The 20,631-nt window shown below is 72.3% G+C and carries 18 protein-coding genes; 8 read left to right on the top strand and 10 right to left on the bottom strand.

Translation table 11 applies throughout. The features are described from left to right. Nucleotides 1-108 precede the first annotated feature (108 nt). Nucleotides 109-1,239 carry an ABC transporter substrate-binding protein gene (locus tag GA0115240_RS30190; RefSeq protein WP_237555330.1) on the bottom strand — a complete coding sequence of 377 codons (1,131 nt, stop codon included), beginning with the start codon at nucleotides 1,237-1,239 and terminating at the stop codon, nucleotides 109-111. Between the two features lie 286 nt (nucleotides 1,240-1,525). Between GA0115240_RS30190 and GA0115240_RS30185 the strand changes: the two genes are divergently transcribed. Then, nucleotides 1,526-1,978, top strand: coding sequence for an SCO4402 family protein (locus GA0115240_RS30185; protein WP_176725217.1), 453 nt, complete (start codon nucleotides 1,526-1,528; stop codon nucleotides 1,976-1,978). Nucleotides 1,979-2,094: 116 nt separating this feature from the next. Next, the gene (gene purU / locus GA0115240_RS30180) at nucleotides 2,095-2,979 is read left to right on the top strand and encodes a formyltetrahydrofolate deformylase (protein WP_256070085.1); all 885 of its coding nucleotides are present in this window, start codon (nucleotides 2,095-2,097) and stop codon (nucleotides 2,977-2,979) included. Between the two features lie 49 nt (nucleotides 2,980-3,028). Here the strand turns inward: purU and GA0115240_RS30175 are convergent, their stop codons facing one another. Both GA0115240_RS30175 and GA0115240_RS30170 read right to left on the bottom strand, forming a co-directional pair. Further along, nucleotides 3,029-4,072, bottom strand: a complete 1,044-nt coding sequence (locus GA0115240_RS30175) for a maleylpyruvate isomerase N-terminal domain-containing protein (protein WP_370673388.1) — start codon at nucleotides 4,070-4,072, stop codon at nucleotides 3,029-3,031. A gap of 302 nt (nucleotides 4,073-4,374) precedes the next feature. Beyond that, complete coding sequence (locus tag GA0115240_RS30170; RefSeq protein ID WP_093741562.1) at nucleotides 4,375-4,950, bottom strand: sigma factor; 576 nt, start codon at nucleotides 4,948-4,950, stop codon at nucleotides 4,375-4,377. A 263-nt stretch (nucleotides 4,951-5,213) separates the two neighbouring features. Between GA0115240_RS30170 and GA0115240_RS30165 the strand changes: the two genes are divergently transcribed. The 3 genes from GA0115240_RS30165 to GA0115240_RS30155 all read left to right on the top strand — a co-directional run bounded on the left by GA0115240_RS30165 (nucleotide 5,214) and on the right by GA0115240_RS30155 (nucleotide 7,009). After that, nucleotides 5,214-5,582, top strand: a complete 369-nt coding sequence (locus tag GA0115240_RS30165) for an STAS domain-containing protein (RefSeq protein ID WP_370673387.1) — start codon at nucleotides 5,214-5,216, stop codon at nucleotides 5,580-5,582. A 129-nt stretch (nucleotides 5,583-5,711) separates the two neighbouring features. Beyond that, nucleotides 5,712-6,218 (top strand): O-acetyl-ADP-ribose deacetylase, encoded by a 507-nt coding sequence (locus GA0115240_RS30160; RefSeq protein WP_093741634.1) that lies wholly within the window; start codon nucleotides 5,712-5,714, stop codon nucleotides 6,216-6,218. Between the two features lie 380 nt (nucleotides 6,219-6,598). Then, a complete protein-coding gene (locus GA0115240_RS30155) occupies nucleotides 6,599-7,009 on the top strand; it encodes an ATP-binding protein (protein WP_093741558.1) in 411 nt (136 codons plus the stop codon). A gap of 96 nt (nucleotides 7,010-7,105) precedes the next feature. Here the strand turns inward: GA0115240_RS30155 and GA0115240_RS30150 are convergent, their stop codons facing one another. Continuing rightward, on the bottom strand, nucleotides 7,106-8,128 hold the full coding sequence (locus GA0115240_RS30150) for a GlxA family transcriptional regulator (protein WP_093741557.1): 1,023 nt from the start codon (nucleotides 8,126-8,128) through the stop codon (nucleotides 7,106-7,108). Between GA0115240_RS30150 and GA0115240_RS30145 the strand changes: the two genes are divergently transcribed. Beyond that, nucleotides 8,127-9,581, top strand: a complete 1,455-nt coding sequence (locus GA0115240_RS30145; RefSeq protein ID WP_237555329.1) for an MFS transporter — start codon at nucleotides 8,127-8,129, stop codon at nucleotides 9,579-9,581. The genes GA0115240_RS30150 and GA0115240_RS30145 overlap by 2 nt on opposite strands. 70 nt (nucleotides 9,582-9,651) lie before the next feature. Here GA0115240_RS30145 and GA0115240_RS30140 read toward each other — a convergent pair whose 3' ends face one another. The 3 genes from GA0115240_RS30140 to GA0115240_RS30130 all read right to left on the bottom strand — a co-directional run bounded on the left by GA0115240_RS30140 (nucleotide 9,652) and on the right by GA0115240_RS30130 (nucleotide 12,020). Next, nucleotides 9,652-10,821 (bottom strand): flavin-containing monooxygenase, encoded by a 1,170-nt coding sequence (locus GA0115240_RS30140; protein WP_093741556.1) that lies wholly within the window; start codon nucleotides 10,819-10,821, stop codon nucleotides 9,652-9,654. Between the two features lie 173 nt (nucleotides 10,822-10,994). Next, on the bottom strand, nucleotides 10,995-11,252 hold the full coding sequence (locus GA0115240_RS30135) for a hypothetical protein (RefSeq protein WP_141709018.1): 258 nt from the start codon (nucleotides 11,250-11,252) through the stop codon (nucleotides 10,995-10,997). A 120-nt stretch (nucleotides 11,253-11,372) separates the two neighbouring features. After that, a complete protein-coding gene (locus GA0115240_RS30130; RefSeq protein WP_093741552.1) occupies nucleotides 11,373-12,020 on the bottom strand; it encodes a TetR family transcriptional regulator in 648 nt (215 codons plus the stop codon). A 283-nt stretch (nucleotides 12,021-12,303) separates the two neighbouring features. Between GA0115240_RS30130 and GA0115240_RS30125 the strand changes: the two genes are divergently transcribed. Both GA0115240_RS30125 and GA0115240_RS30120 read left to right on the top strand, forming a co-directional pair. Next, complete coding sequence (locus GA0115240_RS30125; RefSeq protein WP_093741551.1) at nucleotides 12,304-13,098, top strand: VOC family protein; 795 nt, start codon at nucleotides 12,304-12,306, stop codon at nucleotides 13,096-13,098. 252 nt (nucleotides 13,099-13,350) lie between these two features. Then, on the top strand, nucleotides 13,351-15,777 hold the full coding sequence (locus GA0115240_RS30120) for a serine/threonine-protein kinase (protein ID WP_176725215.1): 2,427 nt from the start codon (nucleotides 13,351-13,353) through the stop codon (nucleotides 15,775-15,777). Between the two features lie 27 nt (nucleotides 15,778-15,804). On the opposite strand, the gene GA0115240_RS30115 is transcribed toward GA0115240_RS30120, so the two are convergent. The 3 genes from GA0115240_RS30115 to GA0115240_RS30105 form a co-directional block, all read right to left on the bottom strand. Continuing rightward, complete coding sequence (locus GA0115240_RS30115; RefSeq protein WP_093741549.1) at nucleotides 15,805-16,584, bottom strand: hypothetical protein; 780 nt, start codon at nucleotides 16,582-16,584, stop codon at nucleotides 15,805-15,807. 403 nt (nucleotides 16,585-16,987) lie between these two features. Then, the gene (locus tag GA0115240_RS30110; protein ID WP_093741548.1) at nucleotides 16,988-17,191 is read right to left on the bottom strand and encodes a hypothetical protein; all 204 of its coding nucleotides are present in this window, start codon (nucleotides 17,189-17,191) and stop codon (nucleotides 16,988-16,990) included. A 186-nt stretch (nucleotides 17,192-17,377) separates the two neighbouring features. Further along, nucleotides 17,378-20,323 (bottom strand): AfsR/SARP family transcriptional regulator, encoded by a 2,946-nt coding sequence (locus tag GA0115240_RS30105; protein WP_093741546.1) that lies wholly within the window; start codon nucleotides 20,321-20,323, stop codon nucleotides 17,378-17,380. Between the last annotated feature and the right edge of the window lie 308 nt (nucleotides 20,324-20,631).

Here is a 20,631-nt window from a genome sequence, read left to right as displayed (position 1 = left end):
CCGCAGCCGTCAGCGGGGCCCTGCGGGGCGTCCGTCAGGACGTGGTCGTGGCGCCCGCGCCGCCCGGGCGAGCCGCCGTACGGCCGCCGAGCCCCGCTCCGGGCGGTATCAGTAGTCCGACTCCAGCCGCAGCGTCGAGGTCAGGTCGACGAAGCCGGGCCGGGCCGCCACCAGCCGGCCGTTGACGATCTGCTGGTAGGTGACCTGGGTGTTGACCATCCGGGCGTGCTGCGGGACGGACTTCGCGTCGTCATCGGTCCAGCCCAGGTCCGGGGTCAGGCCCCCGGTCGACAGCTTCGTGGTGCGGTCCATCGCCCGCTGCACATTCGTGGCGTTCAGCTGGGTCTTGGGGTCCATCGCGCGGACGACCTTGGTGAAGACGTCGTAGGCGATCCACGTGGTCTGCACCCCGGGGTCGCCGATGTCGATCCGGTCGTCGCCGAAGGCGTACTTGTTGATGGCCGCCTTCATCTCGTCCCACTTGGGGTCGGAGGCCGGCGGGTACCAACTGGTGATGTAGGTGTGCTCCAGCGGGCTGTCCGGGCCGCCGGTGGAGTCGATCACCGATTGCTGGACGCTGCCGATCACCGATGACAGCTGCACCTTCGGCTGCGAGTCGCCGGTCCGGCGCAACGCGTCGAAGAAGGTGCTGGTGTGGTCGCCGAGGACCGCCGAGACGCAGGAGGAGTGCTTGTCGTCGCCGACCGCCTGCGCGGCGACCGCGGTGTAGTCCGAGGAGTCGTCGGCGGTCGGTATGTCGCGGACCGGCGACAGGCCGCCGGCCTTCAGTCCGGTGTTGAGGAAGAGCGGGAACTGGTCGCCGGTGATCGAGTCCGGCCGTACCAGCGTCACCTTCTTGCACAGGTCCGCCAGCTGCCGTCCGCTGCCGGCCAGCAGCGCCGGCAGGCCGCCGTTGATCGGGTACGACATCAGGCTCTGGAACTCGTCCTCGGTGATGCCGTAGCCGCCGATGTACGGGATGCCGCTGGACTCCAGCGCGCTGGTGAAGGCCGAGCCCTGCTCGCTGTACGAACCGACCACGGCGACCGCGCCCGCGTCGGCGGCCTGCTGGGCGCAACTGGTGACGGAGACCGGATCGTCGTGCTCGTTGCAGGTCAGGACCTTGAGCTTGCGTCCGTCGATGCCGCCCTGGTCGTTGACGTACTTCTCCACCACCTGCGCCATGGCGAGCATGCCCGGCATGTTGGTGGCCTTGGTGTCGACCGGCGCCCAGGTCATCACGACCACCGGGCCCCGTGAGCTTCCCGCGGTTCCGGGCAGCACGCCGCAGCTACTGAGCAGCGCGGATGCGGCCAGAGTCGCGACTGCGGCCATTGCGGCCCTGCGCACACGCCGTTCAGTCATGTAACCGGAAGATTCCGGCTCGGTGCCAACGTCAGGATGCCCGCGGGGTAAGGAAGGGCCACTTTCAGGTGAATTACAGGTGCCGGTGTTCGTATGCGTACGATTCGGGACTGTGCAAGGTTCGGAGAAGTCTTCCCGTCGCGCCCGCCACTCGTCCACGATGGGGGGTATGCCACTCAACGACATGCCGTGGTGGCGCTGGCGCAGCAATGTGCGCTCCGCGTTGCACATGATCAGCGACCCGGTCTTCCAGCGTGACGTCTGGCAGGCCGGCCGGGACGGGTACGGGGACGTCACCGATGCCGTCTACCGCCTTGTCGAAGACACCTGGCTCGACAACTGGTCCGCCGAGAAGTACGTCGGCACGGTCTTCCGCGACTCGCAGGAGGCCGCGCTCGTCGATGTCGCGGTGCTCCGGGTGTTGAAGATCCTGCACCAGGTGGGGGCCGACGCGCACGCCACCGCCTATGTCGAGCACCACGCCTGGCCGGAAGCGGTGCGGGCGGCCCGCGAGGCCCACATACGGATGGCCACCGCCGACGGCGACGACCCGGACACGCCGCCGCGGTCGCTGGAGCTGCTGGCGATCTACAACCGGACGCCGGTGTCGTGAGGTAGGGCGGTCCGGGCGTCGTCTCGTGTTGCGGACAGGCGCTTTGCGCTGCGGACAGGCGTTCCGTGTGGCGGACAGGCGTGCCGCGCGATGCGGCGGTGTGCCAGGCTGGCGCTGTGAACGATCAGCCGCTGCCGCAGCCCGCGCAACCGCCGTCGCAGTACGTCCTCACGTTGTCGTGTCCGGACAAACAGGGCATCGTGCACGCGGTCTCCAGCTATCTCTTCATGACCGGCTGCAACATCGTCGACAGCCAGCAGTTCGGCGACCAGGACACCGGCCTGTTCTTCATGCGGGTGCACTTCTCGGCCGAGCCCGCCGTGACCGCGGACCGGCTGCGGGCGAGCTTCGCCGCGGTCGGCAGCGCGTACCACATGGACTGGCGGATCCACCCGAGTGAGGAGCGCATGCGCGTCGTCCTCATGGTCAGCAAGTTCGGCCACTGCCTCAACGACCTGCTGTTCCGGACCAGCATCGGCGCCCTGCCGGTGGAGATCGCCGCGGTCGTCTCCAATCACACCGACTTCCGCGAGCTGGTCGGCTCCTACGGTGTCCCCTTCCACCACATCCCCGTGACCCGTGACGGCAAGGCGGACGCGGAGGCGCGCCTGCTGGACGTGGTGGAGAAGGAGGGCGTGGAGCTCGTCGTGCTGGCCCGCTACATGCAGGTGCTCTCCGACGACCTGTGCCGCGCGCTGTCCGGTCGGATCATCAACATCCACCACTCCTTCCTGCCGAGCTTCAAGGGCGCCAAGCCGTACCACCAGGCGCACGACCGGGGCGTGAAGGTGATCGGCGCGACCGCGCACTATGTGACGGCGGACCTCGACGAGGGGCCGATCATCGAGCAGGAGGTCGAGCGGGTCGGGCACGAGGTCACGCCCGAGCAGCTGGTCGCCGTCGGGCGTGACGTGGAGTGCCAGGCGCTGGCGCGGGCGGTCAAGTGGCACAGCGAGCACCGGGTGCTGCTCAACGGGCGCCGGACGGTGGTCTTCGCCTGACGCCTGACGCCTGAGGCGGGGGCGGGGCGGGGGTCGGACCGGGCCGGGATCAGATCCGGGACAGCGAGGCGGTCGCGAAGACCACGTCCCTGATCACCGCCCGGTCGCCCATCTGACCCAGCGCGATCCGCTCCGGTTCGATATGGCCCGCCGCGAGCTGGCAGAACTCCACGCTGTCCATCGCCACCTGCGCGACCATCTCCTTCTCGGAGGCCGCCGCGCCGGGCGAGTCCAGCGGCAGGTACCAGATACCGCCGCCGTCGCCCTCGATCTCCAGCCGCAGCGAGCGCCCCGGCGAACCGGCGGCCACCAGCTTGGCGGGCGAGATGGCAAGCCCCGCCCTGCGCCGGTCGGCGAGCGCCCCGGGCAGCATGCGGGCGGCCAGGTCGACCATCCGGTTGAGATCGCGCGGCGCGGGCGGCTCGTACGGATAGTCCACCGCCTCGGCGATGTCCCAGGCGTGCATCCAGCACTCGAAGGCCCGGTCGAGGAACGCGTCCCGCAGCGGCAGCGCGAACGCGCCGTAGTCCACGTCGAGTCCGGCGGCCCCGCGGCCCGCGAAGGACACGGTCCGCACCAGGTTGTGGCTCTGCTCGCGCCACTGCGTGCGCAGGGCGGCGCCGCTGAGATCGCGGTGGGCCGTCCAGTGCGCGGCGGTGCGCTCCCACGGGTCGAGCGGCAGCAGGTCCGGCCGTCCGGACCGCGGGGCCACCTCGGCGCCGGGCGCGGGCAGGTCGAGCGCGCGGCTCACCAGGCTGTCCACCGCGGTCAGATGGGCGATGACCTCGCCGACGGTGAGCTGCCGCCGCACCGGGGCGCCGTCGAACCACCGCAGCTCGACCGGGGCCTTCCAGTAGCTCCCGCCGAGGTCGCGCAGCAGCGCGTCCAGCCGGGCGGTCTCCGCGTCGTACGGCCCGGCCCATTCGGGCACCGGGATCCGCGCCGGGCGGCGGCCCAGGCAGCCCTCCAGCACCCGGACCCGCAGCAAGGGATCGAGGTCGAGGGACTCCTCCTGATGCAGCAGGCCCACCGCGTCACGCAGCCGCACCGCCTCGTCCGCGCAGCCGGCGCAGTCCGTCAGATGCGTCTCCACGGCCACTGCCTCGTCCCGGGTGCAGACGGACAGTGCCCAGGCGCCGAGCAGTGACTTCAGGGTCCCGTGGTCGTACGGGGGCGGCTGTGACGGCTGTGACGACTGTGGCGGTCGCGGTGGCTTCGCGGACCCGGACGACGACGCGGACGACGTGGACGACGCGGACGGACCCGCATCCGACGGCCCCGGACCGTAGCCGGGCCCGTCCGGGGTGCCGGTCCGGTCCCGCTGCCGGGGCACCTGGGGCCGGCTGTCCTCGTTCCCGGCCCGGCCGTCGCCTCCATCGGGGAATACGGGGCCGCTCACCGCCCGCCCCGCGGGGGACGCAGGTCGGCGGATTCTTCGTGCTGCTCGCCCGGCTCCATCGCGGTGGACAGCAACTGGAGCCCGAGGCGCAGCCGTCGCCGGGTCTCGTCCTCACTGACGCCCAGGTCGGCCGCCGCGGCGTGGTAGTCCCGCCGTTCGCGGTAGGCGAGTTCGAGGGCGTCGCGCAGCGGGGTCGGCATGGAGGTCACGATGAAGTCGGCCCGCGCCGCCGCCCTGGCCTCGCGTACCCGCGTCTCGACCTCGGCGGTGGTGGAGCGCCCGCGGTTCTCCGACTGCCGCAGCCGGTGCACCGCGTGCCGCTGGGTGAGGGACGCGATCCACGTCCGCAGTGGGCCGTGCTTTGGCTCGTACGCGTCCGGGTTCTCCCAGACGTAGCCGAAGACCTCGCGGGTGATCTGGTCCGCGGCGTCGTCATCGGCCATCACCCGGTGGGCCAGGCCGTGCACCAGGGAGGCGTACCGGTCGTACAACTCGCCGAGCGCGGCTTCCTCGCCCCGCGCCAGCCGCTGCTGCATCTTGCGGTCCCAGCGCGGTGGTGCGGGTGTCGCCATCTCCCGGCCCCTTTGGCTCGTCCCACCGCTGAACACCGGGGATCGCGGTGTGTGTTCGGCTCGTCCGACTGCGCTCACTATCGACGGTACCGGGCGCGCGCGACCGCGTACGCCGCTTTGCGGCAACCTGGCACCGGGCGCGACCGCTTTTGGCGGTCTGTTATCCGGGTGTGACCGGAAGATTGCAGAGTTACGACTGAGAACGGGCATAGGGTCTTCGTGATGAACTTATGGCGGTCGACGCCGAGGCGAGGTGGGAACCTGTGCTGGTGACCCAGGCCGAGCTGGGCGGCTGGGCGGTGGTGACGGTCGCGGGCGAGATGGACCTGATCTCGTCACCGGCGGTCCGGCAGAAGGTGCACGAGGCGGTCGCCGACGGACGCCGCAGCCTCGTTCTCGATCTCGCCGAGGTACGTTTCTGCGACTCCAGCGGGGTGGGTGTGCTCATCGGCGCGCGCCGTCTGATGCGCTCGTGCGCCGGCCGGCTGCGGATCGTCCTTCCCGAGCGTGATCACGGCGACGGGGCGCACGTCAACCGGGTGCTGGCCGCTCTCGGCGTGCGCAGGCTGTTCGAGGTCTTCCCGGACCTGGCGGCGGCCACGGACGACACCGCCCGGCCGATGTCGGCCTGACCCGGACCTGACCGGGACCTGACCGGGACCTGATCGGGTTCCGACCGGGCCCGCTCGCGGCCGACGCGCCGTCCGACCCCGCCGACGGGATCCTTTCGCGGGCGTCCTGGAATGACGCAGTATGACCGCATGCCTCATCTCACCTTTGTCAAGGGCGACATCACCGAGCAGCAAGTGGACGCCGTCGTCAACGCGGCGAACTCCTCACTCCTGGGTGGCGGCGGAGTCGACGGTGCCATCCACCGCAAGGGCGGCCCCGAGATCCTCGCCGCCTGCCGGAAGCTGCGCGCCGGGCACTACGGCTCGGGGCTGGCCGTCGGCCAGGCCGTGGCGACCACCGCCGGCCGGCTGCCGGCCCGGGCGGTGATCCACACCGTCGGCCCGGTCTGGCAACCGGGCGAGGACCGTTCCGAACTGCTCGCCTCCTGCTACCGCGAGTCCCTGCGCGTCGCCGACGAACTGGGCGCCGCCGGCGTCGCCTTCCCGGCGATCTCCACCGGCATCTACGGCTGGCCGATGGACGACGGCGCACGCATCGCCGTCAAGACGGTGCGGGAGACCGTCACCTCCGTGGCCGAGGTTCGATTCGTGCTCTACGACGAGGCTGCTTTGGCGGCGTTTGTCGCTTATCAGTAGCCGGTGGACGCTCGGCGTGGGTCGTCGGCCGCGGGTGAGACACCGGTTACGGAGTGTTCGCACCGTGTTGTGTCCGAGGCGTGACTTGTCACGCGGTGGAGTCGGGGTTCACCTCGGGTACGCTCCATCGGGTGCGTGTGTTTTCAGCGGATTCTCATGACGCCGCTCGGCCGGGCCGGGCAGGCGTTCTCGCTGGGCGCGCCACTCCTGAGGGGATGCGCCGCACCGGGTGCGGCACGCCTGCTCCCAAGCGCCGGACCGGGTCCGAGGCGCTTGCCGGGGTGACTGTAGGTCGATCATGCTGTGTGCAACGAAGGTCACGCTTGGTGACTTCGGGTGGGCGTGAGGCGTCGTATCCGCCGGTTCGGATGGTGTGAGCAGTGCAGGTGCTTCAGGTGCAGCTGGAAGTCGGCGTCGATCCCGCCGAAGTGGGGCGGGCCCGCCGGTGGGCGAGGTCGCGACTGGTGGGTTCCGGGATAGGAGCCGACGAGCCGGTGGCCGAGACGCTGATCCTGCTCATCTCGGAGCTGGTCACCAACGCGGTGGTGCACACCGGTTGTCCGGCCGTCCTGCGCATGCTGTTCCCGGCGACGCCCGCGGCGCCGGTCCGGGTGGAGGTCGCCGACACCAGCGGACTCCCGCCGGCCCCCCGCCACGCCCGGCGTGACGAGACCGGCGGTCGCGGCCTGGAACTGGTCGACGGGCTCGCCGACCGCTGGGGCTGGCACCCGGAAGGCGCGGGCAAGCAGATCTGGTGCGAGGTCGACCGCGCCGCCGCGCACCTGACCTGAACCTGACCCGAACCTGATCCCAGGTGGCCGGCCCCGGCCCGGTCCCGGTCCGCCCCGACCCCGGCCCGGTCCCGGCACTGCGGCTCGGCGAAACTGCTACGCGCCGGCCGCGGTGTGAAACGTGCGGCGGTAGGCCGTCGGGGAGACGCCCAGCGCCACCTGAAGATGCTGCCGCATCGAGGCGCCGGTGCCGAAGCCGGCCCGGCGCGCGATCCGGTCGATGCTGAGATCGGTGGACTCCAGCAACTGGCGGGCGTGCTCGACGCGCTGCTGGGTCAGCCACTGGCCCGGGCTCAGCCCGACCTCTTCCCGGAAGCGGCGGGTGAAGGTCCGCACGCTCATCGATTCGCGTTCCGCCAACTGCCGCAGGGTCAGCGGCTGGTCGAGCCGGTCCAGCGCCCAGGCGCGGGCGCGTTCGGTGCCGGCCAGCCGCGGCTCGGGCAGCGGCCGGCGGACGTACTGGGCCTGACCGCCCTCGCGGTGCGGCGGCACCACCGTCCGGCGGGCCACCGCGTTGGCCACCGCGCTGCCGAAGTCGCGGCGCACGATGTGCAGGCACAAGTCGATGCCGGCCGCGACACCCGCCGAGGTCAGCACGTCGCCGTCGTCCACGTACAGCACGTCCGGATCGACCCGGACCTGGGGGAAGAGCCGCTGGAAGTGTTCGGCGCTGCTCCAGTGGGTGGTGGCGGGCCGCCCGTCGAGCAGTCCCGCGGCGGCCAGCAGGAAGGAGCCGGTGCAGATCGACACCACACGGGCGCCGGGGCGGATCGCGGCGACCGCGGCGGCCAGCGGCGCCGGCAACCGCCCCTCGTTGTAGACCGGTCCGAGTTCGTGCGAGGCGGGCACCACCACGGTGTCGGCTTCGGCGAGCGCTTCGGGACCGTGGTCGACGGTGATCGAGAAGTCGGCGTCGGTGCGCACCGCGCCGGGCCGCAGGCTGCACGTCACCACCTCGTACAGCTCGCCGCCGCCCGCCGGGCTCGCGGCGGAGCCGAAGATCCGCAGCGGGATGCCCAGTTCGAAGGGGATCACGCCGTCCAGCGCGAAAACGGCGACCCGGTGCCGGCCCGGGTACCGGAAGACGGAGCCGGGCGGCCGAGGGCGGGACGGGGGCATGGCCCGATTCTTGCACACCATGGCCTTCGGGCCACTCGTCGGCGAGAAGGCACGCTCGGACACTCATCATGTGACGCAGACATCTCAATCTCCCGGGCCCACCACCGGCGACACCCCGGTCGCCACCCGCCTTCCGCGCCGCCGCCCGTACCGCCTTCCGTACCGCATCCCGAACGGCCTTCGCCTGCGTCGGCGCCCGCCTGTCCACCGGGCCTGGGTCGTCGCGGGCGTCACCTTCGTGACGATCGTCGGCGCGGCGGCCTTCGCCTCGCTGCCCGGACTGCTGATCGATCCGCTGCACACCGAATTCGGCTGGTCCCGCGCGATGATCGGCTTCGCGGTGTCCATCAACCTCGCGCTGTACGGGCTGACCGCCCCGTTCGCCGCCGCCATGATGGATCGTTTCGGCATCCGGCGTGTGGTGGCCTGCGCCCTGCTCACCATCGCGCTCGGCTCCGCGCTGACCGTGCACATGACCCAGAGCTGGCAACTCGTGCTCTGCTGGGGTGTCCTCGTCGGCCTCGGCAGCGGCTCGATGGCGCTCGCCTTCGCCGCGACCGTCACCAACCGCTGGTTCGTCGCCCGGCGGGGCCTGGTCACCGGCATCCTCACCGCCGGCGGGGCGGCGGGACAACTCGTCTTCCTGCCGCTGCTGTCGTGGATCACCGAGCACCACGGCTGGCGCCCGGCCGCCGTCACGGTGGCGGTCGCGGCGGTCGCGGTGGTGCCGTTCGTCTGGTTCCTGCTGCGCGACCACCCGGCGGACGTCGGCCTGGCGCCCTACGGGGCAGCGGAGTTCGTGCCCAAGCCGCCGCCGGTGAGCGGCGCCGCCGGAAGGACCCTGCGGGCGCTGCGGGACGCGTCACGCACCAGCACCTTCTGGCTGCTGGCCGGCACGTTCGCGATCTGCGGGGCATCCACCAACGGCCTGGTGAAGACCCACTTCGTCCCGGCGGCCCACGACCACGGGCTGCCGGTCACCACCGCGGCCTCGCTGCTCGCCGTGATCGGGGTGTTCGACATCGTGGGCACTGTCGCCTCGGGCTGGTTCACCGACCGGATCTCGCCGCGCCGGCTGCTCGCGATCTACTACGGGTTGCGCGGGCTGTCGCTGATGTTCCTCCCCATGCTGCTCGCCGACAGCATCCACCCGCCGATGGTGCTGTTCATCGTCTTCTACGGTCTGGACTGGGTGGCCACGGTGCCGCCGACCATCGCCCTGTGCCGTGCGCACTACGGCGAGAACAGCGCGATCGTCTTCGGCTGGGTGCTGGCGGCCCATCAGATCGGCGCCGCCCTCGTCGCCTACCTCGGCGGTGTCGCGCGGGACGCCTTCGGTTCGTACGACGTCGTCTGGTACTCCTCCGGTGCGCTGTGCGCGATCGCCGCGCTGATGTCCCTGGTCATCCGCCGCCGACCGGTCGCCGGGCCCGCGGTGGCTGTCATGGGGTGAACGCCGTGGCGGCCGGCGGCTGTTCCGGACGCCGGCCGGATTCACTCGGTGGAGTGAGCCGCGGCCCCGCTCACCTGCGGCGGCCCGCGGCCCGGGCGATCTTCCGCGCGTCGATGGCCATTTCACGGAACATCCCGCTGATCGGGTTGGTGAAGCCGGTGAAGTACAGGCCGGGCGCACCCGGCGGCGTCCGGGCGCCGTGCACCAGCGGGCGCCCGCGGCCGTCGAGCACGCCGAGGTGGCCGACCAGCGGTTCGAGTCCGCGCCGGTAGCCGGTCGCCGCGATGATCACCTCGGGCTCGACGACGGAGCCGTCGGCGAGATGGACCCGGTCGCCGTCCAGCCGCTCGACCGCGGCGACCGGTTCGACCCGGCGCGACCGCACGGCGGCGATCAGACCGACGTCCTGCACCGGGATCGCCCCGTCCAGCACACGCGCGTACAGACCGGTCCTGGGCCGGGGCAGGCCGTACGCGGACAGGTCGGGGACGCTGACCTTCTCGATGTACGGCGCCACCCGGTCCACCACCGCTGTCGGCAGCCGGCGGACCAGGATGCCGCTGGCCTGGGCCGGCCATCCCGCGGTCGACCGGCGCATCACGTGCGGCGGGGTACGTACCGCCAGTCGCACCCGGGCCGCCCCGCCCTCGACCAGGTCGACCGCGAGTTCCGCGCCGGTGTTGCCGACGCCGACCACCAGCACGTCCCGGCCGGCGTAGGGGCCGGCGTTGCGGTAGGCCGAAGCGTGCAGAAGATCACCGGAGAAGGTGTTTCGTCCCGGCCAGTCGGGTATGTACGGAGTGTGGTTGTGGCCGGTCGCCACCACGACCACGGGGGAGTTGAGCACCCGGCCGCCGGTCGCGGGCAGTTCCCAGCCCGAGTCGGTCCTCTCCACGCGCGTCACCTCGATGCCGGTGGCCACGTCGAGATCGTGGTGCTCGGCGTAGCGCTCCAGGTAGCGCACCACGTCGTCGCGGCGGACCCACCGTCCGTAGGACCGGGGTATGGACAGCCCCGGCAGTGCGGACATCCGGCGGGTGGTGTGCAGGCGCAGGCGGTCGTAGTGGTTGCGCCAGGAGGTGCCGAGCCGTTCGCCCCGTTCCAGGACGAGCGGCCGCAGGCCCCGCTGCCGTAGTGCCGCCGCCGCGGCCAGGCCGCCGGGTCCGGCGCCGATGACGATGGCGTCGGGGGCCGCGGTGCTCACCGGGGCACCCGGTGCGGCGGAAGTGGGCTCGGGCATGCGGAACTCCTGGGACCTATGGGTGTCGGACGGGTCGGGCGCGCGCTGCGGGTCGTAGCCAAGGACGAGAACGGACGAGAACGGATGGGAACGGACGAGGAGACGAGGAAAGGACAAGGTGGTGTATCGGAAGGTAACCCCACGGTGGCGCCGAGCAGTAGCCCTGCCGCCGGTCAGCCGCGCCCGCGCTTGCGCAGCAGCGCGACAGCGCTCAGGCACTGGGTGACGGAGACGATCGACAGCAGGATGTACAGCGCCCGGCGCAGGGCGTCCGGGTGCGACCACCACTGCCCGCTTACCCATACCGGAAGCAGCAATGCCCAGACGGCGGCGTAGGCGCGCAGTTGCGCCGTCGACGAATCAGGGCCGGGGGACATGAATCGGGACAGGGCGGCGCGCTGCGGCCGGCCCGGATTCCTGCTGCTGGTCATGGCGGACATGATGCCGGGCCGGGCCGGGTACGTCGCCTGCCGGGCCCGGGCGTTGGCGCGCGGGCCGGCGGCGGACGGCCGGCCGGACAACGGTGTCGCGGACGCGCGGGAGCGGGACCGCTACTTGGCGGGCTTGCGCCCCGTCACCCCGAGGTGCACCAGTAGTGCGAGGTTCGGCTTCAGTTCGGCCTGCTTGACGCCGGCGCTGGTGAAACCTTTCTGGTGCGAGGCGACCTCGGCCAGCATGGCGACCAGGGAGTTGGCCACCGCCGGCGCGCTGACGTCCTTGTCGACCCGGCCCTTGGTCTGGAGTTCCTTGATGGACTCTGTCAGGGAGCCCGTCACCGGGTTGAGGACCCGCAGCCGGATCCGGTTGAACCGCTTGTCGCCCTCGGCGGCGCCCAGGTCCACGACGCGCAGGATGGCGTCGTTCTTGCGCCAGAAGGAAAGGAAGCCGTCCACGAGTTCGGCGGCGGTCTGCGCGCCGGCCTTGCCGGCCCAGGAGCGGCCGGCGACCAGATCGGTCAGGTTCGCCCCCTCCTTGGCCATCTCGTCGGCGAGTTCCAGGACGGCGCCTTCGACGTCGGGGAAGTACTGGTAGAACGTGGCGGGGGAAGTGCCCGCCATCCGGGCCACGTCGATCACCTTGACGTCCCGGTAGGGCGACGTGCTGAGCATCTCGCCGAGGCAGTCCAGCAGCTTCTGCCGAGTGGCCTGCCCGCGGCGGCCCGCCACGCGGCCGTCGACGGTGCGAACTTGTCCTGTCATGCCGTCAGTTTACCGGCGGGTGATCAGCGCGCGATTTGGCCGCGTGCAAACGGGGAGGGCCCGCTTCCGGTTGATGAATCAGCAGGTCAGTGCCCCTTTTGTGACCCCTGCTCGGACGTCTTGCCGCCCTGTCGCAATGCGCTGAATGGGTGATTTGTGGCCACCCGTCGACCGCGGTCAAAGAATTGACCATATGTTCGATTCCAGGTCCGTGTCGTGGGGAAGATCACTGATTACGGTGGCGAGGAACGACAACGCGCACGCGACGGGAGAGGACCCGATCATGTCTGGATTCAGCGAGGGAGCCCCCTGCTGGGCCGACGTCTCGCTGCCCGATCTGGCGGCGGGACAGCGGTTCTACGGCGAACTGTTCGGCTGGACGTTCCAGGATCAGGGCGAGAAGTACGGCCACTACACGATGGCGCTGCGGGACGGCAAGGACGCCGCCGCGCTGATGGGCAAGATGGATCCGTCCATGCCGACCGCCTGGAGCGTCTATCTGGCCTCGGCCGACGCCGCCAAGACCGCGGAGCGGGCCCGGGAGGCCGGCGGCCAGGTCGTCTTCGGTCCCGACACGGTGGGGGACTCCGGCGTCATGGCGGGCGTGATCGACCCCGGCGGCTCCTTCGTCGGCGTCTGGCAGCCCGGCAGCCACACCGGCTTCGGCGTCGTCAACGAGCCCGGCGCCTTCTGCTGGAGTGAGAACCACACCCGGGACCCCGAAGACGTCGACCGCTTCTACCAGTCCGTCTTCGGCTACGAGAGCCGGCAGATCGGTGACGGTACGGCCTTCGACTACAAGGTCCTGTCGCTGCCCGGCGCCCCCGACGCCCCGATCGGCGGCCGGATGCGGCGGTCCGCGGACGAGCCGGCCGACACCCCCTCCTCCTACCTGGTCTACTTCGCCACCGACGACTGCGACGCCGCGGCGGCCACCGTCCGCCGGCTCGGCGGCCAGGTGCGCCAGGAGCCGAAGGACTCGCCCTTCGGCCGGGTGGCCGTCGTGGCCGACGACCAGGGCGCAAGCTTCGCGGTCATCGACCTCAGCCGCACCTCCGGCGAGCAGCCCGGCCAGTAGCCCCGGCGCGCCGCCGCCACCAGGAAACCGGCGGTCCCCGCGGCGCGCCGCCACCCCGCCGAACGCCCGGGGGCGGATGATAACGAGTTCGCTCTCCGGGCGTGTCGCGGTGGCCCCGGGTTCGCAACCGGGGCCCATCCCAGGAAGAATCAGGCCCGTACCCCGGCGCGGTGGCCGGCGACCGGCCACGCACGGCCGGACAACACGGGGAACGGCCGCAACAACGCGGGGTCACGGGGAGGTGGCAGGGCGATGATGGAGCAGCTGACGCAGCACGACCCGAGGCGGATCGGCCCTTTCGAGGTGCTGGGACGGCTCGGCGCCGGCGGCATGGGGCTGGTCTATCTCGCCCGCTCGGCCTCCGGCCGCCGGGTGGCGATCAAGACCGTACGCGCCGAACTGGCCGAGGACCAGCTCTTCCGGGTCCGGTTCACGCGTGAAGTCGAAGCGGCCCGCGCGGTCTCCGGTTTCTACACCGCCGCCGTCGTCGACGCCGACCCGCGCGCGGCCGTGCCGTGGCTCGCCACCGCCTACGTTCCCGCCCCGTCCCTGGAAGAGATCGTCAACGAGTCGGGGCCGATGCCCGCCCAGGCCGTACGGTGGCTCGCCGCGGGCATCGCCGAGGCGCTGCAGTCCATCCACGCCGCCGGCCTGGTGCACCGCGACATGAAGCCGTCCAATGTGCTGGTGGTCGAGGACGGCCCCCGGGTCATCGACTTCGGCATCGCCTCCGGTGTCTCCAACACCCGGCTGACGATGACCAATGTCGCGGTCGGCACCCCCGCCTACATGTCCCCCGAGCAGGCGCGCGACTCCCGGAGCGTGCGCGGCGCCAGCGACATCTTCTCGCTCGGCTCCACCCTGGTCTTCGCCGCCACCGGCCACGCCCCCTTCCACGGCGCCAACCCGGTCGAGACCGTGTTCATGCTGCTGCGGGAAGGCCCCGATCTGGCCGGGCTGCCCGACGAGCTGCGGCCGCTCATCGAGTCCTGCATGCGGATGGAGGCCGAGCGCCGGCCCACCCCGGCCGATCTGCAGGCGCAGCTCGCCCCGCACCTGTTCTCCTCCGGTGGCGACGACACCGGCACCGCCTCCGCCTGGCTGCCGCCCGCCGCGGTGGCGCTGATAGAGCAGCGCCGCAGCGGCCGCCCCGCGGTACCGGCCGCCGGACGCGGGGCCCACGCGGCCGGCCCGCAGCCCCCCGGCCCGCAGCCGCCGGGTCCTCAACTCCCGGCCCCCCAGCTCCCGGGCCCGCAGGTGCCGATCAACGTACCGCCGCCACCGCAGTCGCCGCCCCGGCCGGTACAGGCGCCTCGCAGCGGCCCCGCGCACGGCAGGGACAGCCAGCGCCAGGAGTCCGAAGCCGTGCCCGTCCAACTGGCCGGTTCGGCCCCGATCGGCCCGGGGCTGCGGGTCGCCGCGGCCACTCGGCACCGCGCGGCGGCCGGCGCCGCTCCCGGCACCGAGTGGGTCCGCCACCGGGCAGGCGCCCACCGCGCGGGAGAGTCGGTGCCCGCTCCGGCCCCGGCGCCGCCCATCGCTCCCCCCGGCGAGTGGCGCCCCTGGCGTTTCCGCATGTCCAACGACGTATGGGGCACCCCGGTCGTCTCCGACGGCCTGCTCTACGTCACCTCCTTCGAGGTGCACGCGCTCGATGTGGCCAGCGGCCGCCGCCAGTTCAAGACCCGCGACGTCGCCTGGACGATGGCGGTCCGCGACGGCCGGATCCACGCCTCCGACGGGCCCAGCCTGTTCGCGCTGGACTCCGCCGACGGCAGCGAGCGCTGGCGCAACCCGATCGACGGATGGGTCTACGCGGTCCGGGCCGACGCCGGCACGGTCGTCAGCGGCACCCGTGGCGGCGGCGTCCAGGCGTGGGACGCGCACCGCGGCAATCTGCGCTGGGAGCGCGGCGGAGCCCAGACCGGCTTCGAGTCACCCGACTCCGGGCCGACCGTCATCGACCGCACCGTCTACTACCAGGGCGGCGGCCGCCTCTACGCGGTGGACGCGCTGACCGGTTCCGAGCAGTGGTCCCACCCGGTGGGCGAGCCCGGCGCCGCCGGTTCGGTGCCGACCCGCCCGGTCGTCGCCGACGGGATCGCCTATCTGACCGCCGGCACCCGGGTGCTGGCGCTCGACGCCCGCAGCGGCGCCGAGCGCTGGCACTTCGACGCGCCGGCGGTGATGTTCGCGCCACCCGTGCACGTGCCCGGGCCCGTGGCGTCCGGCGGTGGCATCTACGTCGCCGACCATCTCGGCACGGTCTACGCCCTGGACCCGTCCGACGGCCGGGACCGCTGGCGGGTCGCCACCGAGCCGCGCCAATCGGTCGAGCCGGTGGTAGTGGCGGCCGGGGCGGTGCACCTGGGAGCCGGCAGCGCCCTGTACACGCTGGACGCGGTGAGCGGCACCCCGCGCTGGCGGTTCGCGGCGCAGGGCGAGGTCGTCGGTTCACCCGCGGTCGCCGAGGGCCGGGTGCACTTCGGCTCCAAGGACCACTGCCTCTACACGGTGGACGCCCAAGGCGGTCAGCTGCGCTGGCGGCTGGAGACCGGCGGCGAGATCACCGGATCACCGGTGGCCGCCGAGGGTGTGGTCTACGCCTGCTCCAAGGACCGCTGCGTCTACGCGCTGGACGCCGCCAAGGGCACCGGCGCGACCTCGCGTCGCGCCTGATCCGGCGGCGCGCCGACCGATAGCGGCTCAGCTCCCCGGCGGCGGCGTCGGGTCCGGGCCGTACGACGGGGGCGGAGCCACCGTGGCCCCCCGGATCGTCGGCTCGCCGTCCGGCCCCGCGGGATCGTAGGGGACCGCGGTGTCGTACGGGCTCGCGGCGTCGTAGGAGCCCGCGGCGCCGTAGGGCGGCGCGGAGTCGTACGGTGGCGCGGAGTCGTACCCGAGCGGCGGGTCGCCGGGCGCAAGCGCCGGGCTGTAGGAGATCGCCGGGTTGTACGGAGCCGTCTGGTCGTACGAGAACTCCGGCTCGTACGAGACCGCCGGGCTGCCGGCGACATCCGGGTCGTACGGCGTCACGGAGTCGTGGAGCACGGCGGGTTCGGTGTACGGGCGCGGGCGGCGGCCCGGCAGCAGGGAGGTGGCCGCCAGGAGCAGCAGACCGCCGGCCACCGCGGTGGCCACCCCGGTGTCCAGCCCGTTGCCGCCCGCGGTGAGCGCGTGCGAATACAGCGCCTGCCGCACCATCCACAGCACGGTCGTCCCGAGCACCAGCACCCCGGCCGCGGCGGTCACCAGCCGCGAGCGCATCAGTATCCCCAGCAGTGCGAGCAGCCCCGCGAAGCCCATCGGCAGGAAGAGGGAGCCGAGCAGCGCCGCGTCGTGCGATGTGACACCGACGCCCGTGACGAGGTCGTCCGCCCGGATGTCGGAACCGCTGCGGCCGCCGTACCAGGGGAGGAAGGGGCTCCAGACGGCGGCTTCCGCTCCGATCAGCGCGAGGAGGGTCGCCAGGATGTTGCGGATCATGGGCTGCCACCGCCTCATATCGTGCCCGGCCCCCGCATGCCGACGCTATGTCCGGGCGGCTGCCGCTGCCAGGTGGGCGCCTCCGGCGGAGTGAGGGGCGAGTCCCGAAGCGCAGGCAGGGAGCGGCTCAAAGCAGCGGCTCAAAGCAGTGGGCTCAAAGCGGCGGCACAAGGGAAAAAGGGAAGTGGTCGGCCGCAGCGCCCCCTCCGCGCTGCGGCCGACCACCTCCCGGCCCGACCGGTGCTCCTGTTCCCCCAAGAACAGGACCACCGGTTCCCCTCGGGCGCCCCCCTCTGGTCCCCCGTTCCCCCCGTGCTTCCCCCGTGCCCCCCGGTTCCCCCCGTGGGTCGTGCTCTCCAGGCGCACCCCGCCGCCCTGGAGTGGTCGTGCCGCGGACGGTCGATCAGACCGCGGGCTTGGAGTCGGTGTGCCAGTTGTCCGGCTTGACCTGCGCGGGCTTCTTCGTCGGCTGGCCGGTCAGCAGACCGTCGGCCGGGGCCTCGGCGGTACCGTCGGTGTGCCAGTTGTCCGGGCCCTCCTTCGGAGGAGCCGGCGTGACGGGCGGGACCGGAGCAGTCGGGTCGGTCGGCGGGATCTCGGTGCTCATCTCGTTCTCCTGTTGCCTTGGGGACGTGCTGTGCGGGGCCCGCCCGGTGAAGTCCCCCGTACCTCACCGAGCGGGCGGCTTGCTGTGATGGAATCGTGGCAGCCGTCGATAATCAACCGATAAACGCCGGCGATGAGTTCGCCGACGGCCCGGTCGGCGCTGCGCACAGGGCCCGGTCGGTCCAGGTCAGACGGCCAGTGAGCTGGCGGACGGCGCGGCCCCGCCGCCGAGCAGCCGCTGCACCGCTTGCCGCTCCGGTGAATCGAGCGCCGAGTAGATGCCCAGCGCGTCGTGCCAGCAGGCGTGCGCGCGCACCAGCTGGCCCATCCCGGCAAGGGCCCGGCCCAGCACGGTCAGGGCGTTGGCCGTCCGCCACTCGCCGCCCACCTCACGGAGAATGACCAGGGCCTGCTCCGCGTGCGACGCCGACTGGCGCTGCCGGCCCGAGGCCAAGTGGGCCTCGGCGAGCCGGAAGAGGGTGACACCCTCCCAGAACTGCTGGCGGGAGTCGCGGAAGATCTGCAGGGCCTCGGTCAGACAGGCGTGCGCGTCGTCCAGCCGGCCGATCGCGGTCAGGGGGATGCTCATGGTGTACAGCCCGTTGCCGAGCCGGAATCCGGCGCCGAGATCCCGGTAGATGGCGAGCGCCTCCCCGCTGGTGGTCACGGCGGCGTCGGAGTCGCCGAGGCTCAGCTGCGCCCGGGACAGGTTGCTGAGCGCCGAGGCCTCGCCGTGCCGGTTGCCGTCGGCGCGGAAGGCGGCCAGCGCGGCCCGGTGGTATTCGGCGCAGTCCTCGTAGCGCCGGGCGTGGTGGGCGATGCTGCCGCGCAGGTTCGGGGCGTAGCTGCAGGTGACCGGATCCTGGACGGACAGGCCGACGACCATCGCGCGGCGCGCCTCGTCGTCGGCGTCGGCGAAGCGGCCCATCATGCGCAGCCGTTGAGCCACCAGCACCCGGGCGCGGCCCTCGGCCAGCGGGTCGCCGCAGTCGTGCGCGGTGCCGACCAGGGCTCGGGCGGCCTGCTCGTACTGGCGGGCGTAGACCCCGGACTCCATCAAGTCCTGGGCGGCCAGCAGCAGATCGACCGCGCGCCGCATCGGACCCTCGCAACCGCCGTCCGCCGCCTGCTGTACGGCGGCCAGCAGTCCCTGGGCCTCCGAGAACAGCCATTCCAGGGACTCCTCGCGCGAGGCGAAGGCGAGCCCGGGCCGGGCGGTCGCGGCCAGGTGCTCCAGCATCCGGTCGCCCGGATTCTCCAACGCGTAGGCCCCGGCGGCCGAGGCGAGGTAGAAGTCGAGTTGCCGGGACAGGGCCTGGCAGCGCGCATCGGCCGTCTCGTCGCGTTCGGCACATTCACGCGCGTAGAGCCGCAACAGGTCATGGAAGCGGTAACGGGCCGGAGCCGCCGATTCGATGAGGCTGATGTCGACCAACGCCTCCAGCAACTCCTCGGTCGCGTACGGGTCCAGGTCCAGCACGGCGGACGCCGCGGCCAGCGAGATGTCGGGGCCGTCGGCCAGGGACAGCAGCCGGAAGGCGCGGGCCTGGGCGGGGGACAAGTGGCCGTAGCCGAGGGCGAAGGTGGCCTTCACCCCGAGGTCGCCGGCCCGCAGCTCGTCCAACCGGCGCCGCTGGTCGGCAAGTTTGTTGGCCAGTACGGACACGGTCCAGGTCCGGCGGGCCGCCAGCCGGGACGCGGCGATCCGGATGGCCAGCGGCAGGAAGCCGCAGGCGCCCACCACATCGAGTGCGGCCTGCCGTTCGCTGCCGGCCCGCTCCTCGCCGACGATCCTGGTGAAGAGTTTCAGCGCCTCCTCGGGCGACATCACATCGAGGTCCACCAGATGCGCGCCGGCCAGATCCACCATCCGCACCCGGCTGGTGATCAGCGCGGCGCACCCCGGCGTGCCCGGCAGCAGGCTGCGCACCTGCGCTGCGTCGTAGGCATTGTCGAGCAGCACCAGGACCCGGCGGCTGTCGAGGGTGGAGCGGTAGAGCGCCGCGCGTTCGGCGAGCGTGTCGGGGATGCTGGGGTTGGGGATGCCCAGCGCCCGCAGGAATCCGCCGAGCACCGTCTCCGGTTCGGCCGGGCGCGGGTCGGTGCCTTGCAGGTCGACGTACAACTGGCCGTCGGGGAAGGCATCCCGGGCCTCGTGCGCGACATGCACCGCGAGGGTGGTCTTCCCGACGCCGCCGATCCCCGCAACCGCCGAGACCGCCATCACGCCTCTGCCCTCGGACGCTTCGGCGAGCTGCTGGCCGAGTTCCGCGACGAAGGCAGCGCGGCCGGTGAAGTCGGCCACAGTGGCGGGCAGTTGCGCCGGACGTACCACCTCCGGCGCGCCGGCGCCCGTACCGGCGGGGGCGGCCAGGCCCGGGTCGGCCTCCAGGATGCGCTGGTGGAGCTCGGCGAGTTCGGCGGACGGGTCGATGCCCAACTCGTCGGCGAGCAGCCGCCGGGTGTCGGCGTAGACGCCGAGGGCCTCCGCCTGCCGGCCGCTGCGGTAAAGGGCCAGCATCAGCAGCGCCCGCAGCCGCTCCCGCAGCGGGTGGTCGGCGGACAGCGCGGTGAGTTCGGAGACCGCCTCGGCGTGCGCGCCCAACTCCAGGTCCAGTTCGAGGCGGGCCTCGATCAGCCCGATGTGCCACTCGGCCAGCCGGGAACGCTGCGTTTCCGCGTACGGGCCGGGCAGTCCGGCCAGCGGCTCACCGTGCCACTGCTCCAGCGCGGCGCCCAGCAACTCGCGGGCCTGTGCCGGATCACCCGCGGCGCGCTGCCGGTCCGCCTCGGCGGCCAGCCGCTCGACCACGGCGCTGTCCAGCGCGTCGGTCGCCACATGCAGCGCGTAGCCACCGGAATCGGTGATCAGCGCCTTCGGGCCGAGCGCCTTGCGCAACCGGAACGCGTACGAACGCAGCGCCGCCAGTGCGGTGTTGGGCGGATTCTCACCCCACACGGCGTCGAGGAGCTCCGACGCGGTGGCGGTGCGTCCGCCGCGCAGCAGCAACGCGGCGAGCAGCGCCCGCTGCTGGGGCGCGCCGGTACCGATCGGTTCGTCACCGCGCCAGGCACGAACCGGGCCGAGGACCGCGAACCGCAGGCTGCCGCCCGGCTCCGTCCTGGTTTCCATTTCAGCCCCCTGAACCGCTCGCGAGCCGGATTTCCCCGAGGCCCGACTCTCCGCGCGTATATCTATCGTTCATCGCTGGACGGAACAGTTGTCCGCATGGCACGTGGAGCCGGGAGTTCGGCTCGCCCGTGCCAGTTTGCCGTGTCGGGCCGCTGAGGTCACCCCGGTCCGGGTCCCGATCCGGCCTCGCGGCAAAAGTTGGGCTGGATTCGAGGTTCTGTCTGTGCGTGCGCGGAGGTTGTGCTGTGTGGGATTCGTTCGTACCGGTGTTTGTTCTGCGACTGGGCTGGTGACTGAGGCGTCATGTG

The organism is Streptomyces sp. DvalAA-14 (assembly GCF_900091855.1).
Taxonomy (GTDB): domain Bacteria; phylum Actinomycetota; class Actinomycetes; order Streptomycetales; family Streptomycetaceae; genus Actinacidiphila.
The sequence above is the reverse complement of the archived record's forward strand: the minus strand, read 5'-3'. Positions and strand labels throughout refer to the sequence as shown.

Coding starts and splice junctions, on each gene's coding strand:
- GA0115240_RS30160 (WP_093741634.1), top strand. CDS start 5,712: ATGCCTCATCTCACCTTTGTCAAGGGCGACATCACCGAGCAGCAAGTG.
- GA0115240_RS30120 (WP_176725215.1), top strand. CDS start 13,351: ATGATGGAGCAGCTGACGCAGCACGACCCGAGGCGGATCGGCCCTTTC.
- GA0115240_RS30190 (WP_237555330.1), bottom strand. CDS start 1,239: ATGACCTGGGCGCCGGTCGACACCAAGGCCACCAACATGCCGGGCATG.
- GA0115240_RS30105 (WP_093741546.1), bottom strand. CDS start 20,323: ATGGAAACCAGGACGGAGCCGGGCGGCAGCCTGCGGTTCGCGGTCCTC.
- GA0115240_RS30115 (WP_093741549.1), bottom strand. CDS start 16,584: ATGATCCGCAACATCCTGGCGACCCTCCTCGCGCTGATCGGAGCGGAA.
- GA0115240_RS30170 (WP_093741562.1), bottom strand. CDS start 4,950: ATGGCGACACCCGCACCACCGCGCTGGGACCGCAAGATGCAGCAGCGG.
- GA0115240_RS30135 (WP_141709018.1), bottom strand. CDS start 11,252: ATGACCAGCAGCAGGAATCCGGGCCGGCCGCAGCGCGCCGCCCTGTCC.
- GA0115240_RS30185 (WP_176725217.1), top strand. CDS start 1,526: ATGGGGGGTATGCCACTCAACGACATGCCGTGGTGGCGCTGGCGCAGC.
- GA0115240_RS30145 (WP_237555329.1), top strand. CDS start 8,127: ATGGCCCGATTCTTGCACACCATGGCCTTCGGGCCACTCGTCGGCGAG.
- GA0115240_RS30150 (WP_093741557.1), bottom strand. CDS start 8,128: ATGCCCCCGTCCCGCCCTCGGCCGCCCGGCTCCGTCTTCCGGTACCCG.
- GA0115240_RS30125 (WP_093741551.1), top strand. CDS start 12,304: ATGTCTGGATTCAGCGAGGGAGCCCCCTGCTGGGCCGACGTCTCGCTG.
- GA0115240_RS30110 (WP_093741548.1), bottom strand. CDS start 17,191: ATGAGCACCGAGATCCCGCCGACCGACCCGACTGCTCCGGTCCCGCCC.
- GA0115240_RS30130 (WP_093741552.1), bottom strand. CDS start 12,020: ATGACAGGACAAGTTCGCACCGTCGACGGCCGCGTGGCGGGCCGCCGC.
- GA0115240_RS30140 (WP_093741556.1), bottom strand. CDS start 10,821: ATGCCCGAGCCCACTTCCGCCGCACCGGGTGCCCCGGTGAGCACCGCG.